Source organism: Streptomyces canarius (assembly GCF_014650735.1).
Taxonomy (GTDB): domain Bacteria; phylum Actinomycetota; class Actinomycetes; order Streptomycetales; family Streptomycetaceae; genus Streptomyces; species Streptomyces olivaceoviridis.
Window position 1 is genome coordinate 116,945 of record NZ_BMVN01000010.1, and the last position, 20,373, is coordinate 137,317.

Here is a 20,373-nt window from a genome sequence, read left to right on the forward strand (position 1 = left end):
GTCACCTCACATGGGTCGATGCGGGCAGCTTCTCGATCCGGATCGCCGACGCCTTGAACTCCGCCGTCCCCGCGATCGGGCAGTTCGCCTCGATGGTCAGCCGGTTGGTGTCGACCTCGTCGGGAAAGTGCATGGTCATGAAGGCGAGGCCGGGGCGCAGGGCCGTGTCGATCCACACGGGGGCCACGACCGAGCCCCGCCGTGAGGAGACCCGCACCTCCTCGCCGACGACGACCCCGTACCGCTCGGCGTCCTCCGGGCACAGCTCGATGTACTCGCCGCGCCGCAGCGGCGAGGCGAAACCGCCGCTCTGCACACCGGTGTTGTAGGAGTCCAGCCGCCGGCCGGTGGTGAGCCGGACCGGGTACTCCTCGTCGGTGAGGTCCACCGGCGGATCGTGCTGCACCAGCCCGAACGGCGCCGGCCTGCCCCGCCGCCCGGGGTCCGGCTCCCACAACCGGCCGTGCAGGAAGGGAGGTTCGAGCTCCTCGGTGCTCGGGCAGGGCCACTGGATGCCCTGGTGCTCCGCCAGCCGGCGGTACGTCATCCCGTAGTGGTCCGGGGACACCGACCGCAGCTCGTTCCACACGGCCTCCGCGTCGGCGTACTTCCAGTCGTGGCCCAGCCGGGCGGCCAGTTCGCAGATGATGTCGATGTCCTCGCGGGCCTCACCGGGCGGGCTGACGGCCCGCCGCACCCGCTGCACGCGCCGCTCGCTGTTGGTGGTGGTGCCCTCGGTCTCCGCCCAGCCGGCGGTGGCGGGCAGGACCACGTCCGCCAGTTCGGCGGTCTTCGTCAGGAAGATGTCCTGGACGACGAGGAAGTCCAGTGCCTTCAGGCGGCGTACGGCCTGTTCGCCGTCGGCCTCCGACTGGGCCGGGTTCTCCCCGACGCAGTAGACCGCGCGCAGCCGGCCGTCCTCCATGGCCTCGAACATCTCCGTCAGGTTCAGCCCGTAGTGCGGCTGGATGACGGTGTCCCAGGCCGACTCGAACTTCAGCCGGACGTCCGGGTCGAGGATGTCCTGGAAGCCGGGCAGCCGGTTGGGGATGGCGCCCATGTCGCCGCCGCCCTGCACGTTGTTCTGCCCGCGCAGCGGCTGGAGCCCGGAGCCGTAGCGGCCGACGTGGCCGGTGAGCAGGGAGAGGTTGATCAGCGCGCGGACGTTGTCGGTGCCGTTGTGGTGCTCGGTGATGCCGAGGGTCCAGCACAGCTGGGCCCGCTCGGCGCGGGCGTAGGCGTGCGCCAGCTCGCGTACGGCGCGGGCCGGTACGCCGGTCACCTTCTCGGCCAGGGACAGCGTCCAGGGCTCGACCAGCTTGCGGTACTCCTCGAAGCCGGTGGTCGCCCGCCCGACGAACGCCTCGTTCACCAGCCCGGCGTGGATGATCTCCCGGCCGATCGCGTGCGCCATCGGGATGTCGGTGCCGACGTTCAGCCCGAGCCAGCTCTCCGCCCACTCGGCGGTGGAGGTCCGGCGCGGGTCGACGGCGTACATCCGGGCGCCGCCCCGGATCCCCTTCAGCACGTGCTGGAAGAAGATCGGGTGCGCGAAGCGGGCGTTGGAGCCCCACATCACGATGACGTCGGTGTGCTCGATCTCCTCGTACGACGACGTGCCGCCACCGGAGCCGAACGCGGCCGACAGCCCCGCGACGCTGGGCGCGTGACACGTCCGGTTGCAGGAGTCGACGTTGTTGGTGCCCATCACCACCCGCGCGAACTTCTGCGCCACGTAGTTCATCTCGTTGGTGGCGCGGGCGCAGGAGAACATCCCGAACGCGCCCCGGTTGCGCTCCAGGCCCCGGGCGGCGCGGTCCAGCGCCTCCTGCCAGCTCGCCTCCCGGAACGGTTCGTCACGCGAGTCGCGCACCAGGGGGCGCGTCAGCCGGGTGTAGGTCTTCGGTTGCCGGTTCCTCATGCGGCGCTCCTCAGCGCGAGCAGGTCCGAGATGGCGTGCACGGTGCGCAGGGTGGGCACCTCCACGCCGGTGATCTCCGCGAGTTCGACCACGGCGGCGAGCAGCACGTCCAGCTCCAGCGGTTTGCCGCGCTCCAGGTCCTGGAGGGTGGAGGTGCGGTGGTCGCCGACGCGTTCCGCACCGGCGAGCCGGCGCTCGATGGAGACGCCCACCTCGCAGCCGAGGGCCTCGGCGACGGAGAGCGTCTCGCGCATCATCGTCTCGATGACCCGGCGGGTGCCGCCGTGCCGGCACATCTGCCGCATGGTGGCCCGGGCCAGGGCGCTGATCGGGTTGAAGGAGATGTTCCCGAGCAGCTTGAGCCAGATGTCGTTGCGCAGGTCCGGTTCCACGGGGCACTTCAGCCCGCCGGCCCGCATCGCCGCGCTCAGTTCCAGGCAGCGCGCCGAGCGGCTGCGGTCGGGCTCGCCGAGGGAGAACCGGGTGCCCTCCACATGCCGCACCACGCCGGGTGCCTGGAGCTCCGTCGCAGCGTAGACGACGCAGCCGACGGCCCGTTCGGGGGCGAGTACCGCGCTGACGGCGCCGCCCGGGTCGACGCTCTCCAGGCGGTGGCCGTCGTGGGGGCCGCCGTGCCGGTGGAAGTACCACCAGGGGATGCCGTTCTGCGCGGCCACCACCGTGGTGCGCTCGTGCAGCAGGGGTGCGATCAGCGGCCCGCACGCCGCGTACGCGGTGGCCTTCAGGCCCAGGAAGACGTGGTCGACCGGGCCGACCTCGGCCGGGTCGTCGGTGGCACGGGGGTGCGCGGTGAAGTCGCCGCGCGGGCTGACCACCTGGACGCCGTGCCGCCTCATGGCCGCGAGGTGCGGTCCACGGGCGATGAGGTGCACGTCGGCGCCGGCGCGGTGGAGCGCGGCACCGACGTAGGCGCCGATGGCACCGGCGCCGAGGACTGCGACTTTCACAGGGACGCTCCGTTCGGTTTGAGGGATACCGCGGAGGTGAGGACGGGAGCCGGCGGACACGTCGGCTGAATCCTGTCGACGAAATATTGTCTACAGTATGGAGTTGGTGTCAGCAAGGGTTCGTGCGGCGACTGTTGGACGGCTCGTGCGGCGACCGTCGGAGGGTCCGCTCGGCGACCGACCGTTGAGCGCGGCGTGCATACCGTTCACCGCATACGGTCGACGGCCGCCTTCCCAACGCCCGTGCCCGGCCCTACCGTCCGGCGTCATGAGCAGCCCCCCTGTCGCACCCCCGGGCTGGAGCCGCTGGCTCGTCCCGCCCGCCGCCCTCTCCGTCCACCTCTCCATCGGCCAGGCCTACGCCTGGAGCGTCTTCAAGCCGCCGCTCGAATCCGCGCTGGGTCTCGACGGCACCCAGAGCGCGCTGCCCTTCCAGGTGGCGATCGTGATGCTCGGCCTGTCGGCCGCGTTCGGCGGCACGCTCGTCGAACGCAACGGCCCGCGCTGGGCGATGACCGTGGCCCTCGCCTGCTTCTCCTCCGGCTTCCTGATCTCCGCCCTCGGCGCCCGGACGGAGCAGTACTGGCTGATCGTCCTCGGCTACGGCTTCGTCGGCGGGATCGGCCTCGGCATCGGCTACATCTCGCCCGTCTCCACCCTGATCAAGTGGTTCCCGGACCGGCCGGGCATGGCCACCGGCATCGCCATCATGGGCTTCGGCGGCGGCGCCCTGATCGCCTCGCCGTGGTCGGCCCAGATGCTCGAATCCTTCGGCTCCGACAACGATGGCATCGCCCTCGCCTTCCTGGTGCACGGACTGTCGTACGCCGCCTTCATGACCCTCGGCGTCCTCCTGGTCCGTGTGCCGCGCACCGAGAGGCCCGTCGAGAGCGGGCCGAGCGCCGTCGACGGCGTGCAGGTCTCGGCCCGCCAGGCCGTGCGCACCCCGCAGTTCTGGTGCCTGTGGGTCGTGCTGTGCATGAACGTGACCGCCGGCATCGGCATCCTGGAGAAGGCCGCGCCGATGATCACGGACTTCTTCGCGGACAGCTCCACCCCCGTGTCGGCCTCGGCCGCGGCCGGCTTCGTCGCGCTGCTGTCGGCCGCCAACATGGCCGGCCGCATCGGCTGGTCCTCCACCTCCGACCGGGTCGGCCGCAAGAACATCTACCGCGTCTACCTCGGCGCCGGCGCGCTGATGTACCTGCTGATCGCGCTGTTCGGAGACACCTCGAAACCGCTGTTCGTGCTGTGCGCGCTGGTGATCCTCTCCTTCTACGGCGGCGGCTTCGCGACGATCCCCGCCTATCTGAAGGACCTCTTCGGCACCTACCAGGTCGGTGCCATCCACGGCCGGCTGCTGACCGCCTGGTCCACGGCCGGCGTGCTCGGGCCGCTGATCGTCAACTGGATCGCCGACCGTCAGGAGTCGGCCGGCAAACACGGCTCGTCGCGGTACGGGCTGTCGTTCGGCATCATGATCGGGCTGCTCGTCATCGGCTTCGTCGCCGGTGAACTCGTCCGCCCCGTGCACCCCCGCCACCACGTCCCCGCCCCGAGGGAGGCCGCAGATGCCCAGCGACAGCAGCCCGCCTAGCCGCAGGGGCCTGATCGCCTTCGCCTGGCTGTGGGTGGGCACGCCCCTCGCCTACGGCCTGTACGAGCTGGTGCGGAAGGCGACACAGCTGTTCACCGGGTGAGGCGCCGGGCGTCCCGGGGCCTGAGGGAAGCCGACAACCCGGGCGCCCGATTCCTGTGACTTCACCTGCCGTCGTACTCGCGAGTCACTGATCAGACTGTGGATCCCGCTACCCACGGCACGAGGGGACACCCGGCATGAACGGCTCGCGCATCGCCGCCATCGGTCACTACCAGCCCGCCAAGGTACTCACCAACGACGACCTGGCGGGCATGGTCGACACCAGTGACGCGTGGATCCGCAGCCGGGTGGGCATCCGGACCCGGCACATCGCCGGCCCCGACGAACCGGTCGACGAACTGGCCGCGCACGCCGCCGCCAAGGCCCTCGCCGCCGCCGGACTCGCGCCCGCCGACATCGACCTGGTGCTGGTGGCCACGTCCACCGCGATCGACCGCTCCCCGAACACCGCCGCCCGGGTGGCCGCCCGCCTCGGCATCCCGCGGCCGGCCGCGATGGACGTCAACGTCGTCTGCGCCGGCTTCACCCACGCCCTCGCCACCGCCGACCACACCGTCCGGGCCGGCGCCGCGACCCGGGCGCTCGTCATCGGCGCCGACAAGATGTCCGACGTCACCGACTGGACCGACCGCAGTACCTGCGTCCTCGTCGGCGACGGCGCCGGGGCGGCCGTGGTGGAGGCGTGCGGGCCGGACCGGGAGCCCGGGATCGGGCCGGTGCTGTGGGGGTCGGTGCCCGAGATGGGGCACGCCGTGCGGATCGAGGGCACGCCGCCGCGGTTCGCGCAGGAGGGGCAGAGCGTCTACCGCTGGGCCACCACCCAGCTGCCGGCCATCGCCCGCCAGGCCTGCGAGAAGGCCGGGGTGGCCCCCGAGGACCTCGCCGGGGTCGTGCTGCACCAGGCCAACCTGCGGATCATCGAGCCGCTGGCCGGGAAGATCGGTGCCGTCAACGCGGTGGTCGCCCGCGACGTCACCGAGTCCGGCAACACCTCCGCCGCCAGCATCCCGCTCGCCTTCTCCAAGCTGGCCGAACGGGGGGCGCTCAGCACGGGCGATCCGGTGCTGCTGTTCGGCTTCGGCGGCAATCTGTCGTACGCCGGTCAGGTCGTGCGGTGCCCCTAGCGGCGCGGTGCCCATACGAGTCACAGGGGGCTCAGGTGCGTACTCGGCTGGATTGCCCCGTGCTTCCGTACGCCTGGTGCTGAATACTGTGCACCGTAGACTGTAGACGAAAGACAATTGATACTGAGTCGAAGCGAGCGTCTCAGGGTCCACGCGTCAGACCTGCCCAGGAGGGGACCGCGATGTTGTCGACCGGACTGCCGCAGGGGGCGGTGCCCAAGCTGGAACGGCCCGGCCCGCTGCGCGAGCGCGTCTACGAGGCGCTGCTGGAACTCATCACCACCCGCGCTCTCCAGCCCGGCCAACACCTCGTGGAGAGCGAACTCGCCGGGCACCTCGGCGTCTCGCGGCAGCCCGTGCGCGAGGCCTTGCAGCGGCTCAACACCGAGGGATGGGTCGATCTGCGGCCCGCCCAGGGCGCGTTCGTGCACGAGCCCACGGAGGAGGAGGCCGACCAGCTCCTCACGGTCCGCACCCTGCTGGAGGCGGAGGCCGCCCGGCTGGCCGCCGCGCACGCGGACAGCGCCGGCATCACCGTGCTGGAGGAGCTGTGCGCCGAGGGCGAGACGGCGGTGGCGGCCGAGGACGTGGACCGCGCGGTCGCCCTCAACGCGGCCTTCCACGCCAAGGTGATGGAGCTGGCCGGCAACACCGTCCTCGCCGGACTCGCCGCCCAGGTGGACCGACGGGTCCGCTGGTACTACACGCCGGTGGCCCGGCAGCGCGGCCGGCAGTCCTGGCGCGAGCACCGCGAACTGATCACCGCGATCGCCGCCCGTGACGAGCAGCGCGCCACCGAGCTGATGCGCGCGCACACCGAGCACACCCGCCGCTCGTACCACGAGCGGAACGCGACCTGACCGACGTCTCGGCGGAGGTCCGGCGGCGCTCGTGCCAGGAGTGGGGGCGGCCTGGCCGGCGTCTGCGTGGGGGGTCGGCGGCGCTCGTGCCAGGAGTGGGAGGCGGCGTGGTCTTCGTCTCGCCGGGGGGGCGCCCGCGCCCGTACTACGAGTGGAACGCGGCCTGGCCGGCGTCTGCGCGGAGGGTCGGCGGCGCTCGTGCCAGGAGCGGAACGCGGCCTCGTCGGCGTCTGCGGGCTGTCGGCCGCCCGCAGGCGCCGGCGAGTCGCCATCCCGCAGGGAACGGCCCCGGCCGGACGCGCGGTTCCCCCTCCGCGGCCGGCGAGCCGGTCGGGGAGGGGGAGCACCGGTCGAGCCGGGCGGTCAGGTGGCCGGCACCGGCTCGCCGCCCCCGGTGCGGCCCGGCTGGCGCAGCAGGAGCGCGAGGGCCGCCGCCACCATCGAGACGCCGCCGGCCAGCGCGTAGGCGCCGTTGTAGCCCCAGGCGCCGACCACCATCGAGCCGAGGCCACCGCCGAACAGGCCGCTGACCAGCTTGCCGCTGTACACCAGGCCGTAGTTCGTGGCGTTGTAGTTCTCGCCGAAGTAGTCCGGGGTCAGCGCGGCGAACATCGGGTAGAAGGCGCCGCCGCCGAAGCCGGAGAGGAAGGCGAAGAACAGGAACAGCCACTCGCTGCGGACGTCACCGGCCCAGATGACTCCGAACTGGGCGAGTCCGAGGACCACGATGACGAAGACGAGGGTCGTCCTGCGCCCCCAGCGGTCCGACAGCCAGCCCACGACACCGCGGCCGATGCCGTTGATGACCGCCATCACGCCCATCGAGGACGCCGCCACCAGCGGGCCGAAGCCCACTTCCTTGGCGAAGTCGACCTGGAAGGAGATCCCGAAGATCGACACGCCCGCGGTCATCACGATGGAGATCCACATCAGGGGCAGCATCCCGGTGCGGATGGCCTCCTTGGGCGTGAACTGCCGTACGGCGGGCGGGTTCTTAGCCAGCGACCGGGCGTTCTTGCCGTCGCCGCCGAAGGCGAGCGGGTCGATGTCCGCCGGCCACCAGTTCTTCGGCGGGTCCTTGAAGAAGAACGCCGAGGCGAACACGACGATCATCACGTAGACGCCGATGAGGTCCAGGACCCGGTGGTAGTTCTCCGTGTCGAAGGCGTAGTTGAAGATGAAGATGAACGGCAGCGAGCCGTACGCGAAGCCGCCGTTGACGAAGCCCGTGCGGGCGCCGCGCCGTTCGGGGAACCATTTGCCGACCATGTTGATGCACGTCGCGTACACCAGTCCGGCGCCGATGCCGCCGACCACGCCGAAGCCGAGGATCGCCAGCCACACGTCGTCCAGGTGCGACAGGGCCAGGAACCCGACCAGGCACAGTCCGGACCCCGTGTACATCGCACGGCGGGCGGTCAGGACGCCCCTCTCGCGCAGCCAGCCCGCCGGGAAGGCGATGCCGGCCTGGAAGAACACCCAGACGCTGAGGATCCAGAAGGTGTTGGACTGGGTCCAGCCGTGCGCGTGCGAGAGGGTGTCCTCCGCGGAGCCGTACGCGTACTCGAAGACGCTGATCGCCATCATGGCGATCCACGGCAGGTAGACCATGAGCTTGCGGGAGTGGCCGAGGATGTCCCGGTCGGTCTCGCCCACGCGGTAGACGCGGCCGTGCGAGTCGGTCACCTCGCGATAGGGACGTGGTGCGGCGTGCAGGTCGGCCGAGAGTGGATCTGCCGTCATGCTTATGCCATCTCCTCACCAAGGGGATGCGGGTTGGGGACGATGCGCCGGGCCTTCGGCCTGCCCGGAGCCTTCAGGAAGAGCGCCAGCACCGCGGAGGCCAGCCCGATCGAGCCGGCGAGGACGAACGCGCCGTGGTAGTCCCACGCGTCGACGACGACCGCGCCCAGGCCCGAACCGACGAGTCCGGAGACGAGCTTCGAGCTGTAGACCATCCCGTAGTTGGAGGCGTTGTTGTTCTCGCCGAAGTAGTCCGCCGTCATGGCCGCGAACAGCGGGAAGATCGCCCCGCCGCCGAAACCGGAGACCATCGAGCACAGCAGGAAGAAGGGCATGCTGCCCATCTGGCCGGACACCAGCACACCGAACTGCGCCGAGCCGAGCACGACGCACACGATGATCAGTGTGTGCCGGCGCCCGTAGCGGTCGGATATCCAGCCGATGACCCCGCGACCGGTGCCGTTGACGATGGCCTTCAGGGACATCGCCGTCGCCACGATCCCGCCCGCGAAGCCCATGTCCTTGCCGAACGGCACCTGGAAGGCGATGCCGAAGATATTGATCCCGGCCGTGCACAGCAGACAGAACCACATCATCCACAGAACAGGGGTACGGGCCGCCTCCTTCGGGGTGTACTGCTTCACCGCCGGCGGGTTCTTCTCCAGCGCCCGCCGGATCCTGGGGTCGTGGGTCACCATGAGCGGGTCGACGTGCGCCGGCCACCAGTTCTTCGGCGGGTCCTTGAAGAACCAGCCGGCGGACGCCACCACCAGGCACAGTCCGACGCCGACCGTGACCAGCACGCCCCGGTAGTTGCTCAGGTCCATGTACGACGTGAACAGGAACACGAACGGCACCGAGCCGTAGGCGAAGCCGCCGTTGACGAAGCCGGTCTTGCCGCCCTTGCGCTCGGGATACCACTTGCCGACCATGTTCACGCAGGTCGCGTAGACCAGGCCGGCGCCGATGCCACTGCACATGCCGAAGCCGAGGTAGGCGACGGCGACATGCGGCGCGTACGCCAGGGACAGATAACCCAGCAGCGTGCCGACCGCGCCGAGCAGCATCGCCGTACGGGCGGGCAGCCGGCCGCTCTCCCGCAGCCGCCCCGCCGGGAAGGCCACGGCCGCCTGGAAGAACACCCAGACGCCCATCAGCCAGAAGATGTGCCCGCTGCTCCACAGATGCGCCTCGTGGAGCGCGTCCTCCGCCGATGTGAAGGCGTACTCGGCGGAGCTGATGCCCATCATGCCCACCCAGGGCAGGATGACCATCCAGGTGCGCCTGCGGCCCATGATGTCGATGTCGGACTCGCCGACCCGGTACACGCGTCCGTTCCGGTCCGTCACTTCCCGGTACGGCACGGACGTCGAGTAATCGGTCGTTCTCATCGCTCACCCCTTGCGTCGAAAGTTCTGGCCGGCGCCCCCTGTCCCATGCCTTTCGTGCGCAGACGGGTCCCGGGGCCGGCCGGCGCGCACCGCCGGCCGGCCCCGTTCCGCTCAGCTCATGAACCGCCCCCCAGCAGGCCCGCCGCCCGTGCCCACCGGTACTTCGCGCCGAGCACCGCCACCGGCTTCTCGGTCGTGTACGGATACGCCACGACGCCCCGCTCGAAGAGGTACTGGCAGGCCTCCTCGACCTCGACGTCACCGGCGAGCGACGCCACGACCGGCTTGTGAACGCCCCGCTCGCGGAACTCGGCGACCACCCGCGCGGTGAGTTCGGCGAACACCATCGGCGGGGTGACGATCGTGTGCCAGTAGCCGAGCACCAGCGCGTGGACGCGCGGGTCCTCAAGGCCCAGCCGGATCGTCGCCTCGTACGTCGACGGCGGCTCGCCCCCCGTGATGTCGACCGGGTTGCCGGCCGCGCCGAACGGCGGGATGAACCGGCGGAACGCCTCGTCCAGGTCGGGCGGGATCTCCATCAGGGACAGCCCGTTGTCCGTCACCGCGTCCGACAGCAGCACACCGCTGCCGCCCGCGCCGGTGATGATCACGACGTTGTCCCCCCGCGGGGTGGGCAGCACCGGCAACGCGCGCGCGTACTCCAGCATGTCGTTCAGGCCCGGCGCCCGGATCACCCCGGCCTGCCGGAGGATGTCGTCGTACACCGCGTCGTCGCCCGCGAGCGCGCCGGTGTGCGAACCGGCCGCCTTCGCGCCCGCCGCCGTACGGCCCGCCTTCAGGACCACGACCGGCTTCTTCGGCACGGTCGCGCGGGCCGCCTCCACGAACGCCCGCCCGTCCTTGAGGTCTTCGAGGTGCATCGCGATGCAGTCGGTGTGCGGGTCCTCGCCGAACCAGGTCAGCAGGTCGTCCTCGTCCAGGTCCGACTTGTTGCCGAGGCCGACGATGGCCGACACGCCCGTCTTCGTGGTGCGGGCGAAGCCGAGGATGGCCATGCCGATGCCACCGGACTGCGAGGTCAGCGCCACCCCGCCCTTGACGTCGTACGGCGTGCAGAACGTGGCGCACAGGTCCTGCCAGGTGGAGTAGTAGCCGTAGATGTTCGGCCCGAGCAGGCGGACGCCGTGCCGCTCGGCGATCTCCACGATCTCCGCCTGGAGCGCGTGCTCGCCGGTCTCCGCGAAGCCGGAGGGGATCAGGACGGCGTTGGGGACGCCCTTGCGCCCCACCTCCTCCAGGGCCGCGGCCACGAAGCGGGCCGGAATGGCGAAGACGGCCACGTCCACCTCGCCGGGCACGTCCGTGACGCTCTTGTACGCCTTGCGGCCCAGGATGTCGTCGGCCTTGGGGTTCACCGGGTGGATGTCCCCGGCGAAACCGCCGTCGACCAGGTTGCGCATCACCGAGTTGCCGATCTTGCCGGGCTCGTTGGAGGCGCCGATCACGGCGACGGAGGAGGGCTGCATCAGCCGCCGCATGGACGTGAGGATCTCCTCGCGTGAGTACGTCCTGCGCGTTGCCGGCTGCCGCTCGGCGAGGAGGATCCGGATGTCGGCGGCGACCGCTCCCGTCGCCGTCGCGATCACCGGGTTGAGGTCCACCTCGGCGATCTCGGGGAAGTCCGCGACGAGTTGGGACACCCGGCGGATCTGCTCGGCCACCGCCCACCGGTCCACACCGGCCTGGCCGCGGACGCCGCGCAGGATCTCCGCCGACCGGATGGAGTCGAGCATCGACAGCGCCTCGTCGGCGGTGACCGGCGCGAGGCGGAACGTCACGTCCTTCAGCACCTCGACCAGCACCCCGCCGAGCCCGAACGCCACCACCTTCCCGAAGGTCGGATCGGTGACCGCGCCGACGATGACCTCCTGGCCCGCCGGCAGCAACTCCTGCACCAGCACGCCCTCGATGCGGGCCCCGGCGTCGTAGGCGCGCGCGTTGTCCACGATCCGGTGGAACGCGGCACGTACGCCGGCCGCGCCCTCCACCCCCACGACGACCCCGCCGGCCTCGGTCTTGTGCAGGATGTCCGGCGAGACGATCTTCAGCACCACCGGCCCGCCGAGTCGCGCCGCCGCGGCCACCGCCTCGTCCACGTCCGCCGCCAGTTCCTCGCCCGGTACGGCGATCCCGTACGCGTCGGCGACCACGCGGCCCTCGGGCGCGGTCAGCGCCGTACGGCCCTCGGCCCGCACCGACTCCAGCAGGGACCGCACCCGCAGTACCCGGTCCTCGGTCATCACGTCAGATCACCCCGTTCGACTTCAGTAGGCGCAGTTCCTCGTCGCCGAGGCCCAGTTCGCCGACGTAGACCTCTTCGTTGTGCTCGCCGAGGAGGGGTGAGCCGGTCACCTCCACGGGGGAGTCGGAGAGCTTGAGCGGGCTGCCGACGGTCACGAACTCGCCGCGCTCGGGGTGCGGGACGCGGACCACCATCTCGTTGGCGGCGAGCGAGGCGTCCTCGATGATCTCCTTCGTGGACAGGATCGGGCCGCACGGGATGTTGTGCGCGTTCAGCCGCTCCAGCACCTCCCACTTGGGGAGCGTCGCCGACCACTCCTCGATCAGCTGGAACATCTTGTTCAGCTTCGGCAGCCGGGCCTCCGGGGTCGCCCACTCGGGGTCCTCGGCGAGTTCGGGCCGCCCGATGAGCTCGGTGATCGGCTTCCAGCCGACGGGCTGGACGATGACGTACACGTAGTCGTTCGGACCGCCCGGCGCGCACCGCACCGCCCAGCCCGGCTGACCGCCGCCGGACGCGTTCCCCGAGCGGGGAACCTCCTCGCCGAAGTCCTCGTTGGGATATTCGGCGAGCGGCCCGTGCGCCAGGCGCTGCTGGTCCCGCAGCTTCACCCGGCACAGGTTGAGGACCGCGTGCTGCATGGCCACGTTGACCCGCTGCCCGCGCCCGGTCCGCTCGCGCTGGAAGAGCGCCGCGAGAATGCCCGCCACGGCGTGCACACCCGTCCCGGAGTCCCCGATCTGGGCCCCCGTCGCCAGCGGCGGCCCGTCCTCGAAACCGGTGGTCGACATCGACCCGCCCATGGCCTGCGCGACGACCTCGTACGCCTTGAAGTCGGTGTACGGGCCGTCCCCGAACCCCTTGATGGAGGCGTAGACGATCCGGGGGTTGATCTCCTTGATGCGGTCCCAGGTGAACCCCATCCGGTCGACCGCGCCCGGCCCGAAGTTCTCGACCATGACGTCCGAGCGCCGGATCAGCTCGGTGAGGATCTCCTTGCCGCGCTCGGTCTTGGTGTTCAGCGTGATGCTCCGCTTGTTGCAGTTGAGCATCGTGAAGTACAGGGAGTCGACGTCCGGCAGGTCCCGCAGCTGCTTGCGGGTGATGTCACCGGTCGGGGCCTCCAGCTTGACGACGTCGGCGCCGAGCCAGGCGAGCAACTGGGTGGCGGACGGCCCGGACTGGACGTGGGTCATGTCCAGGACGCGGATGCCGGCCAGGGCCTTGGTGGGCGTTCCAGTCATGCGGGCCACCTCACTTGTACATGGTCTGGTTCATGGTTCCGGGGGCGTACGCGTCCGGGTCGACCCAGACGTTGATCAGCGACGGCTTGCCGGACTCGCGGGCCCGGCGCAGGGCGGGGCCGATGTCGGCGGGGTCGCGGACCTCCTCGCCGTAGCCGCCGAGGATCTGCGCGAACTTGTCGTACGGGACGTCGCCGAGGGTGTTGCCGACCCGTTCGCGGTCCTTGCCGTACTTGGCGGCCTGGCCGTAACGGATCTGGTTCATCGAGGAGTTGTTGCCGACGATCCCGACGAACGGGAGGTCGTAGCGGACGAGGGTCTCGAAGTCCCAGCCGGTGAGGGAGAAGGCGCCGTCCCCGAAGAGGGCGACCACCTCCTTGTCGGGGCGGGCCTGCTTGGCGGCGAGCACGAAGGGGATGCCGACGCCGAGGGTGCCGAGGGGGCCCGGGTCCATCCAGTGGCCGGGCGACTTGGGCTGGACGACCTGCCCGGAGAAGGTGACGATGTCGCCGCCGTCGCCGATGTAGAGCGAGTCCTCGGTCAGGAAGTCGTTGATCTCGCTGACCAGCCGGTACGGATGGATCGGGGAGGCGTCGGACCGCAGCTGCGGCAGCCGCTTCTCGATCGCCGACTGCTCGGCCGCGCGCAGTTCGTCCAGCCACTCCTTGCGCTTGGCCGCACCGCCGTTCAGCCGCCCGGAGGCAGCCTCCGTCACCGACTTCAGGACCAGGCCCGCGTCGCCGACGATGCCGAGGCCGATGTCGCGGTTCTTGCCGACGGTGCGGTAGTCGAGGTCGATCTGCACGACCGTGGCGTCGGGGGACAGGCGCTTGCCGTACCCCATGCGGAAGTCGAACGGGGTGCCGACGATGACGATGACGTCGGCGTTGGAGAAGGCGTACCGGCGGGAGAGCTGGAAGTGGTGGGGGTCGCCCGGCGGGAGCGTGCCGCGTCCGGCGCCGTTCATGTACGCCGGGACGTTCAGCGTGCGCACCAGCTCGACGGCCGCCTCGGTGCCCCGGGTCGTCCACACCTGGCTGCCCAGCAGGATCGCCGGCTTCTCGGCGTGGACGAGCAGGTCGGCGAGCTTCTCGACGGCCTCCGGGTCGCCGGCCGATCGGGTCGAGGCCCGGTAGGCACCGGCCCGCGGGACACGGGCCTGGGCGACCGGCACCTTCGCGTCGAGGACGTCCCGGGGGATCTCCAGGAAGGAGGGGCCGGGTGCGCCGTGGTAGCACTCGCGGAAGGCCATCGACACCATGTCCGCCGCGCGCGCCGTGTCCGGCACCGCCGCCGCGAACTTGGTGATCGGCGCCATCATGTCGACGTGCGGCAGGTCCTGGAGGGACCCCATCTTGTGCTGGGTGAGCGCGCCCTGGCCGCCGATCAGCAGCATCGGGGACTCGGCGCGGAAGGCGTTGGCGACCCCGGTGACGGCGTCGGTCGTCCCGGGCCCCGCGGTGACCACCGCGCAGCCCGGCTTGCCGGTGACGCGGGCGTAGCCGTCGGCGGCGTGCGCGGCGACCTGCTCGTGGCGGACGTCGACGACTTCTATCCCCTCGTCCACGCAGCCGTCGTAGATGTCGATGATGTGGCCGCCGCACAGGGTGTAGATGCGGTCGACGCCTTCGGCCTTCAGCGCCTTGGCAACGAGATGGCCACCGGAGATCACGTCCTGGGTGTCGTCGGGCATGACGAAGTCCCGTCCCTTTCATAGGAGTTTGCGCGGCTCGCGGAGCATGGGGGTGCGGGGGTGCGTACAGCGGGAGGCGCTGTATGCAGTAGATTGCATACAGTCGACGAATACTGTATGAAGCTTGTTATCCCGCATCCCGTGGGTGGTGTCCAGGGGGCGTACACAGTTTTCGGTCATCGGTGTCCGGGCGATTCCAGTCACCGGAGCGCGCGATGATCCCCGCAGACAGGAGCCGGCATGGACCTGTACGAACACCAGGCACGACAGCTCTTCCAGGACCACGGCATCCCGGTGCCGCGGGCCGAGGTCACCCGGTCGCCCAAGGAGGCGCGGGAGATCGCCCGGCGGCTCGGCGGCCGGGCCGTGGTCAAGGCGCAGGTGAAGACGGGCGGGCGCGGCAAGGCGGGCGGGGTCCGGCTCGTCGCCGACCCGGCCGCCGCCGAACTGACGGCCCGCCAGATCCTCGGGACGGACATCAACGGCCATCGCGTCCGCACCCTGATGTTGGCCGAACCGGTCGACATCGCCGAGGAGTTCTACGTCTCCTATGTCCTGGACCGCGCGGCCGGCGGCTTCCTCGCCATCGCCTGTGCGCAGGGCGGGGTGGACATCGAGGAGGTGGCCGCGCAGCACCCGGAGGCCGTGGCGCGCATCCCGGTCGACCGGGCCGAGGGCGTCACCTCCGCCAAGGCCGGCCAGATCGCGAGCGCCGCCGGGCTGCCGCCGCGGACCGCCGACGTCCTCGTCCGGCTGTGGCAGGTGCTGGTCGCCGAGGACGCCCTGCTGGTCGAGGTCAACCCGCTGGTGCGCACCGCCCAGGGGCACGTCCTCGCCCTCGACGGCAAGGTCACCCTGGACGACAACGCCCGCTTCCGGCAGGCCCGCTGGGGCGACGAGGACACGGAGCAGCGCGACCCGCTGGAGACCGAGGCCGCCGCCCGCGGGCTCCACTACGTCAAGCTCGACGGCGAGGTCGGGATCATCGGCAACGGTGCCGGCCTCGTCATGTCGACCCTGGACGTGGTCGCCGGCTGCGGCGCCCGCCCCGCCGACTTCCTCGACATCGGCGGCGGAGCCTCGGCGGAGGTCATGGCCGACGCGCTCTCGGTGGTGCTCGCCGACCCCGCCGTGCGGAGCGTCCTCGTCAACGTCTTCGGCGGGATCACCGCGTGCGACACCGTCGCCGACGGCATCCTGGCGGCGGTCGACCGGGTCCGGCCCACCAAGCCGCTCGTCGTGCGCCTCGACGGCAACAACGCCGCGCGCGGCCGGGCGATCCTCGACGCACGGGCGCATCCGCTGGTCGAACAGGTCGCCACCATGGACGGCGCCGCCCGCCGGGCCGCCGAACTCGCGCACACCGCCTGAGGAGTTGGGACATGGCCATCCACCTCACCACGGAGAGCAGGATCCTCGTCCAGGGCATGACCGGCGCCGAAGGCATGAAGCACACCCGGCGGATGCTCGCGGCCGGCACGAACGTCGTCGGCGGGGTCAACCCGCGCAAGGCCGGCCGTACCGTCGACGTCGACGGGCACCCGCTGCCCGTCTTCGGCTCGGTCGCCGACGGCATGCGCGCGACCGGCGCCGACGTCAGCGTCGTCTTCGTCCCGCCGGCCTTCGCCAAGGCGGCCGTCACCGGGGCCGCCGACGCCCGGATCCCGCTGGCCGTGGTCATCACCGAGGGCATCCCGGTCCACGACACCGTCGCCTTCACCGCGTACGCGCGGCAGCGGGGCACGCGGATCATCGGCCCCAACTGCCCCGGCCTGATCTCCCCGGGCCGGTCGAACGCGGGCATCATCCCCGCCGACATCGCCAAGCCCGGCCGTATCGGCCTGGTCTCCAAATCGGGCACCCTCACCTACCAGCTCATGTACGAGCTGCGCGACACCGGCTTCTCCACCTGTGTCGGCATCGGCGGTGACCCTGTCGTCGGCACCAGCCACATCGACTGCCTGGCCGCGTTCCAGGACGACCCCGACACCGAACTGATCGTCCTGATCGGGGAGATCGGCGGCGACGCGGAGGAACGGGCCGCCGCCTACGTCCGTGACCACGTCACCAAGCCCGTCGTCGGCTACATCGCCGGGTTCACCGCGCCCGAGGGCCGGACCATGGGCCACGCCGGCGCCATCGTCTCCGGCTCCACCGGCACCGCCCGCGCCAAGCAGGAGGCCCTGGAGGCGGCCGGGGTGCGGGTGGGCCGCACCCCCACGGAGACGGCCCGGGCGGTGCTGGAGACGCTGCGGCAGGGCTGATCCGGGGCGCGCGCTTCCCGCACCACCGGCATCCGAGAAACGGCAGGTACCTCCCCGCACCCTCCATCCCCGTGCAGCGAGAGCGGAGACCACGCATGTCACCCACCCTCACCCCGCAGCCCCCGACCCCTCCTCCCGTCGCACTCCTCAAACCCGGCACCTCCTACGCCGACGCCTGGCAGCGCTGTCTCACGGTCGCCCCCGAGGCCTTCCGGGAGCAGGGCGCCGGCAATCTGTGGGCCGGTGGCTGGCACCCCGACGGCCGGACACTGCCCGCGGCCACCCCGGTCGACGGCACCCCCATCGCCGGCGCCCCCCGCCTGGACGGCGACACCGCCCACCAGGCCGTACGCGCCGCCCTCGATCAGCACCGCGCCTGGCGGCACGTCCCGCTCCCCGAACGGCGGGCCCGCGTCGCCGCCACCCTGGACGCGCTCGCCGAGCACCGCGAACTGCTCGCCCTGCTGCTCGTCTGGGAGATCGGCAAGCCCTGGCGGCTCGCGCTCGCGGACGTGGACCGGGCGATCGACGGCGTGCGCTGGTACGTCGACGGGATCGAACCGATGCTCGCGGGCCGGGCCCCGCTGGACGGGCCCGTGTCGAACATCGCCAGCTGGAACTACCCGATGAGCGTGCTCGTGCACGCCGCGCTCGTGCAGGCGCTGGCCGGCAACGCGGTGATCGCCAAGACCCCGACCGACGGCGGTGTGGCGTGCCTCACCCTCGCCGCGGCGCTGACCGCCCGCGAGGGGGTGCCCCTGACCCTGGTCGGCGGCAGCGGGCGCGAGCTGAACCAGGCGCTGGTGCGGGCGCCGGAGATCGGCTGCGTCTCCTTCGTCGGGGGCCGCGACACCGGCGCGGCCGTCGCCACAGCCGTCGCCGACCTGGGCAAACGGCACGTCCTGGAACAGGAGGGCCTGAACACCTGGGGCATCTGGGACTTCTCCGACTGGGCGGCGCTCACCGCCGTCGTCCCCCGGCTCTTCGACTACGGCAAACAGCGCTGCACCGCCTATCCGCGCTTCGTCGTCCAGCGCTCCCTCTTCGACGCGTTCCTCGCCGCCTATCTGCCGGCGGTCCGGGCCGTCCGCGTGGGCCACCCGCTCGCCGTGGCGGACCCGGCCGATCCGCTCCCCGAGCTGGACTTCGGACCCCTGATCAACGCGGCCAAGGCCAAGGAGCTGACCGACCAGGTGGCCGAGGCCGTGGACCGGGGTGCCGTACCGCTGTACCGGGGCCGGCCGGACGAGGCGCGCTTCCTGCCGGGCCAGGACACCTCCGCCTACGTCCACCCGGTCACCCTGCTCGGTCCGCCGCCGTCCTCCCCGCTGCACCACGCCGAGCCCTTCGGGCCGGTCGACACGATCGTCCTCGTCGACACCGAGGCCGAGCTGCTGGCCGCGATGAACGCGTCCAACGGCGCGCTGGTGGCCACGCTCGCCACGGACGACCGGGCCGCCTACGACCGGCTCGCCCCCCAGATCCGCGCCTTCAAGACCGGGCACGGCGTCCCGCGCTCCCGCGGCGACCGGGACGAGCTGTTCGGCGGGTTCGGCGCGTCCTGGCGCGGCGCGTTCGTCGGCGGTGAGCTCCTGGTCCGGGCGGTGACGCGGGGCGCGGCGGGGGAGCGGCTGCCCGGGAACTTCCCGGAGTACCAGCTCATGCCCTGACTCTCACGCTCGGCACACGGGATCTCGCGGACTGTATACCGTCGGCAATCCGGCGTCTGCCTCGTCCCCGCGGACGGATACGCAGGTGAAACGCACTCCGAAACCTTGGTATTGTTGTCCATGTCGCCGCGCGGAACACACCCCGCAAGGCGGCAGACACCTGGTCCGGGTGGCGGAATGGCAGACGCGCTAGCTTGAGGTGCTAGTGCCCTTTATCGGGCGTGGGGGTTCAAGTCCCCCCTCGGACACTCACCGTAGCGGTACGGATGCGAGGGCCTCGACCTGACGGTCGCGGTCCTCGCTGTGTTTGTCCGCCCGGCACCGCCGGCCGGATCCCGGTGCGGGCCGGCCGGCGGTGCCGGTTCAGCTTCCGGCGCAGTAGGTCATCAGCGTGTCGTGGTTGGCCTTGAACTGGTCGTAGATCGCCGCGTTGTCGATCTTCAGCAGCGCCTCGTCGTTGGCCCGCAGCGCGGAGTAGGTGTAGTTGTGGCTTCCGGTCCACACCAGCTTGCGGTTGGCGACCCCGTCGTACGTTCCCTGGATCAGCAGGTACTTGGAGTGCACCCCGATCTTGTAGGTGCCGTCGGGGCTGTTCTCGTAGCACTCCACCCGCTTGGTCAGCTTGCCGTAGAGGGTGTCCGTCACCGCCTGGCTCATGGAACCCGGTGCGCCGTCGGCCGCCAGGTAGACCGAGCACCCCGAGTTCACCAGGCTCACCAGCTTCTGGGCGACCTCGTCACGGCTGAAGAGGTTCATGCCCACGCGGATCTGGGTGCCCGAGGAACAACTGACGTTGTCGAGGATCAGCTTGACGGTGTCGGTGCTCGCGTCGTTGTTCCACGACGTGCCGGACGCCTCGTGGCGGGGGAAGAAGTACGCCTTGTACGGGCCGGTGGCGCTGGTGGGGGTCTTGTAGTAGGTGTCGGAGCCCGACGAGGAGGATCCGTAGGACAGCAGGTCCGAGAAGTACGACTGGTAGATGCCGTACAGACCGGAATCCGGGATCGTCACGGCGTTGTTGAAGTAGGTGGTGCGCTGTGAGGTGGTCATGTTGTGCGAGGTCTGCACCACCACGTTGCTCGCGCCGCCCACGTTGGAGAACAGCCAGAACTTGTTGTGGTTGATCGCCGGGTCGCCGGAGGTGAGCTCTCGGTCCCCGATGCAGCCGCGTGCGCTGGGGCAGGCCATCACCCACGACGACTGGGTGCGGTCGGTGCCCAGGCCGTTGGCCAGGGTGGTGTACTCGCCCCCGGTCATGGTGACGGTGGTGTGGTCCACGATGATGCGGACCTTGACGCCTCGCGCCTTCGCGTTGACCAGCGCCTGGGCGGCCGTGCCGTCGGTGAACGTGTAGGCCGCCGCCGTGATCGACTCCCCGGCCGGGGTGGCGTCGACCAGGCTGACGATGTAATCGCGGATCCGGTTCTGGTCGGCGGTGGTGCCTGACGGGTCGTTGAAGACGGCCGAGGTGGTGACCGTGACGGCGGCGTGGGCCGGGCTGGAGAGAATCAGAACGGTTGCGGGGAGGAGGACGCCCGCGAGGACTGCCCTCCACATCTTCGTCAGTCGACG

Annotated in this window: 15 protein-coding genes and 1 tRNA gene; 8 read left to right on the top strand and 8 right to left on the bottom strand. The window is 71.1% G+C overall.

The genetic code is table 11. The annotated features are described in order from the left end of the window. Position 1: 1 nt before the first annotated feature. A complete protein-coding gene (locus tag IE294_RS17020; protein WP_189886866.1) occupies positions 2-1,921 on the bottom strand; it encodes a molybdopterin oxidoreductase family protein in 1,920 nt (639 codons plus the stop codon). Then, a complete protein-coding gene (locus tag IE294_RS17025; RefSeq protein WP_189886867.1) occupies positions 1,918-2,889 on the bottom strand; it encodes a 2-dehydropantoate 2-reductase in 972 nt (323 codons plus the stop codon). Before IE294_RS17025 ends, IE294_RS17020 begins: the two co-directional genes overlap by 4 nt. A gap of 268 nt (positions 2,890-3,157) precedes the next feature. On the opposite strand from IE294_RS17025, the gene IE294_RS17030 reads away from it, so the two are divergent. The 4 genes from IE294_RS17030 (at position 3,158) to IE294_RS17040 (ending at position 6,533) form a co-directional block, all read left to right on the top strand. Then, on the top strand, positions 3,158-4,486 hold the full coding sequence (locus IE294_RS17030; protein WP_189886869.1) for an OFA family MFS transporter: 1,329 nt from the start codon (positions 3,158-3,160) through the stop codon (positions 4,484-4,486). Beyond that, positions 4,461-4,589 carry an MFS transporter small subunit gene (locus IE294_RS49040; protein ID WP_258055802.1) on the top strand — a complete coding sequence of 43 codons (129 nt, stop codon included), beginning with the start codon at positions 4,461-4,463 and terminating at the stop codon, positions 4,587-4,589. Before IE294_RS17030 ends, IE294_RS49040 begins: the two co-directional genes overlap by 26 nt. Before the next feature lie 136 nt (positions 4,590-4,725). After that, complete coding sequence (locus IE294_RS17035; protein ID WP_189886871.1) at positions 4,726-5,673, top strand: beta-ketoacyl-ACP synthase III; 948 nt, start codon at positions 4,726-4,728, stop codon at positions 5,671-5,673. A gap of 182 nt (positions 5,674-5,855) precedes the next feature. Continuing rightward, a complete protein-coding gene (locus IE294_RS17040; RefSeq protein ID WP_189886873.1) occupies positions 5,856-6,533 on the top strand; it encodes a GntR family transcriptional regulator in 678 nt (225 codons plus the stop codon). A 363-nt stretch (positions 6,534-6,896) separates the two neighbouring features. Here the strand turns inward: IE294_RS17040 and IE294_RS17045 are convergent, their stop codons facing one another. From IE294_RS17045 to IE294_RS17065, 5 genes are all read right to left on the bottom strand, one after another. Beyond that, positions 6,897-8,276 (bottom strand): OFA family MFS transporter, encoded by a 1,380-nt coding sequence (locus tag IE294_RS17045; protein ID WP_189886875.1) that lies wholly within the window; start codon positions 8,274-8,276, stop codon positions 6,897-6,899. A 2-nt stretch (positions 8,277-8,278) separates the two neighbouring features. Then, positions 8,279-9,667 (bottom strand): OFA family MFS transporter, encoded by a 1,389-nt coding sequence (locus IE294_RS17050; protein ID WP_189886877.1) that lies wholly within the window; start codon positions 9,665-9,667, stop codon positions 8,279-8,281. 116 nt (positions 9,668-9,783) lie between these two features. Then, on the bottom strand, positions 9,784-11,928 hold the full coding sequence (locus IE294_RS17055; RefSeq protein WP_189886879.1) for an acetate--CoA ligase family protein: 2,145 nt from the start codon (positions 11,926-11,928) through the stop codon (positions 9,784-9,786). Positions 11,929-11,932: 4 nt separating this feature from the next. After that, positions 11,933-13,174 carry a formyl-CoA transferase gene (frc, locus tag IE294_RS17060; RefSeq protein WP_189886881.1) on the bottom strand — a complete coding sequence of 414 codons (1,242 nt, stop codon included), beginning with the start codon at positions 13,172-13,174 and terminating at the stop codon, positions 11,933-11,935. 10 nt (positions 13,175-13,184) lie between these two features. Beyond that, a complete protein-coding gene (locus IE294_RS17065; protein ID WP_189886883.1) occupies positions 13,185-14,867 on the bottom strand; it encodes a thiamine pyrophosphate-binding protein in 1,683 nt (560 codons plus the stop codon). A gap of 240 nt (positions 14,868-15,107) precedes the next feature. Between IE294_RS17065 and sucC the strand changes: the two genes are divergently transcribed. The 4 genes from sucC (at position 15,108) to IE294_RS17085 (ending at position 19,049) form a co-directional block, all read left to right on the top strand. Next, positions 15,108-16,238: an ADP-forming succinate--CoA ligase subunit beta gene (sucC, locus tag IE294_RS17070; protein ID WP_189886885.1), complete on the top strand. Its 1,131-nt coding sequence runs from the start codon at positions 15,108-15,110 to the stop codon at positions 16,236-16,238. An 11-nt stretch (positions 16,239-16,249) separates the two neighbouring features. Continuing rightward, entirely contained in the window at positions 16,250-17,131 is an 882-nt protein-coding gene (gene sucD, locus IE294_RS17075; RefSeq protein WP_189886887.1) for a succinate--CoA ligase subunit alpha, read from the top strand. Between the two features lie 95 nt (positions 17,132-17,226). Then, complete coding sequence (locus IE294_RS17080) at positions 17,227-18,801, top strand: aldehyde dehydrogenase family protein (RefSeq protein WP_189886889.1); 1,575 nt, start codon at positions 17,227-17,229, stop codon at positions 18,799-18,801. A 163-nt stretch (positions 18,802-18,964) separates the two neighbouring features. After that, a tRNA-Leu gene (locus tag IE294_RS17085) sits at positions 18,965-19,049 on the top strand. 115 nt (positions 19,050-19,164) lie between these two features. On the opposite strand, the gene IE294_RS17090 is transcribed toward IE294_RS17085, so the two are convergent. Beyond that, positions 19,165-20,358 (bottom strand): phospholipase D-like domain-containing protein, encoded by a 1,194-nt coding sequence (locus tag IE294_RS17090; RefSeq protein WP_229917187.1) that lies wholly within the window; start codon positions 20,356-20,358, stop codon positions 19,165-19,167. Positions 20,359-20,373: the final 15 nt, after the last annotated feature.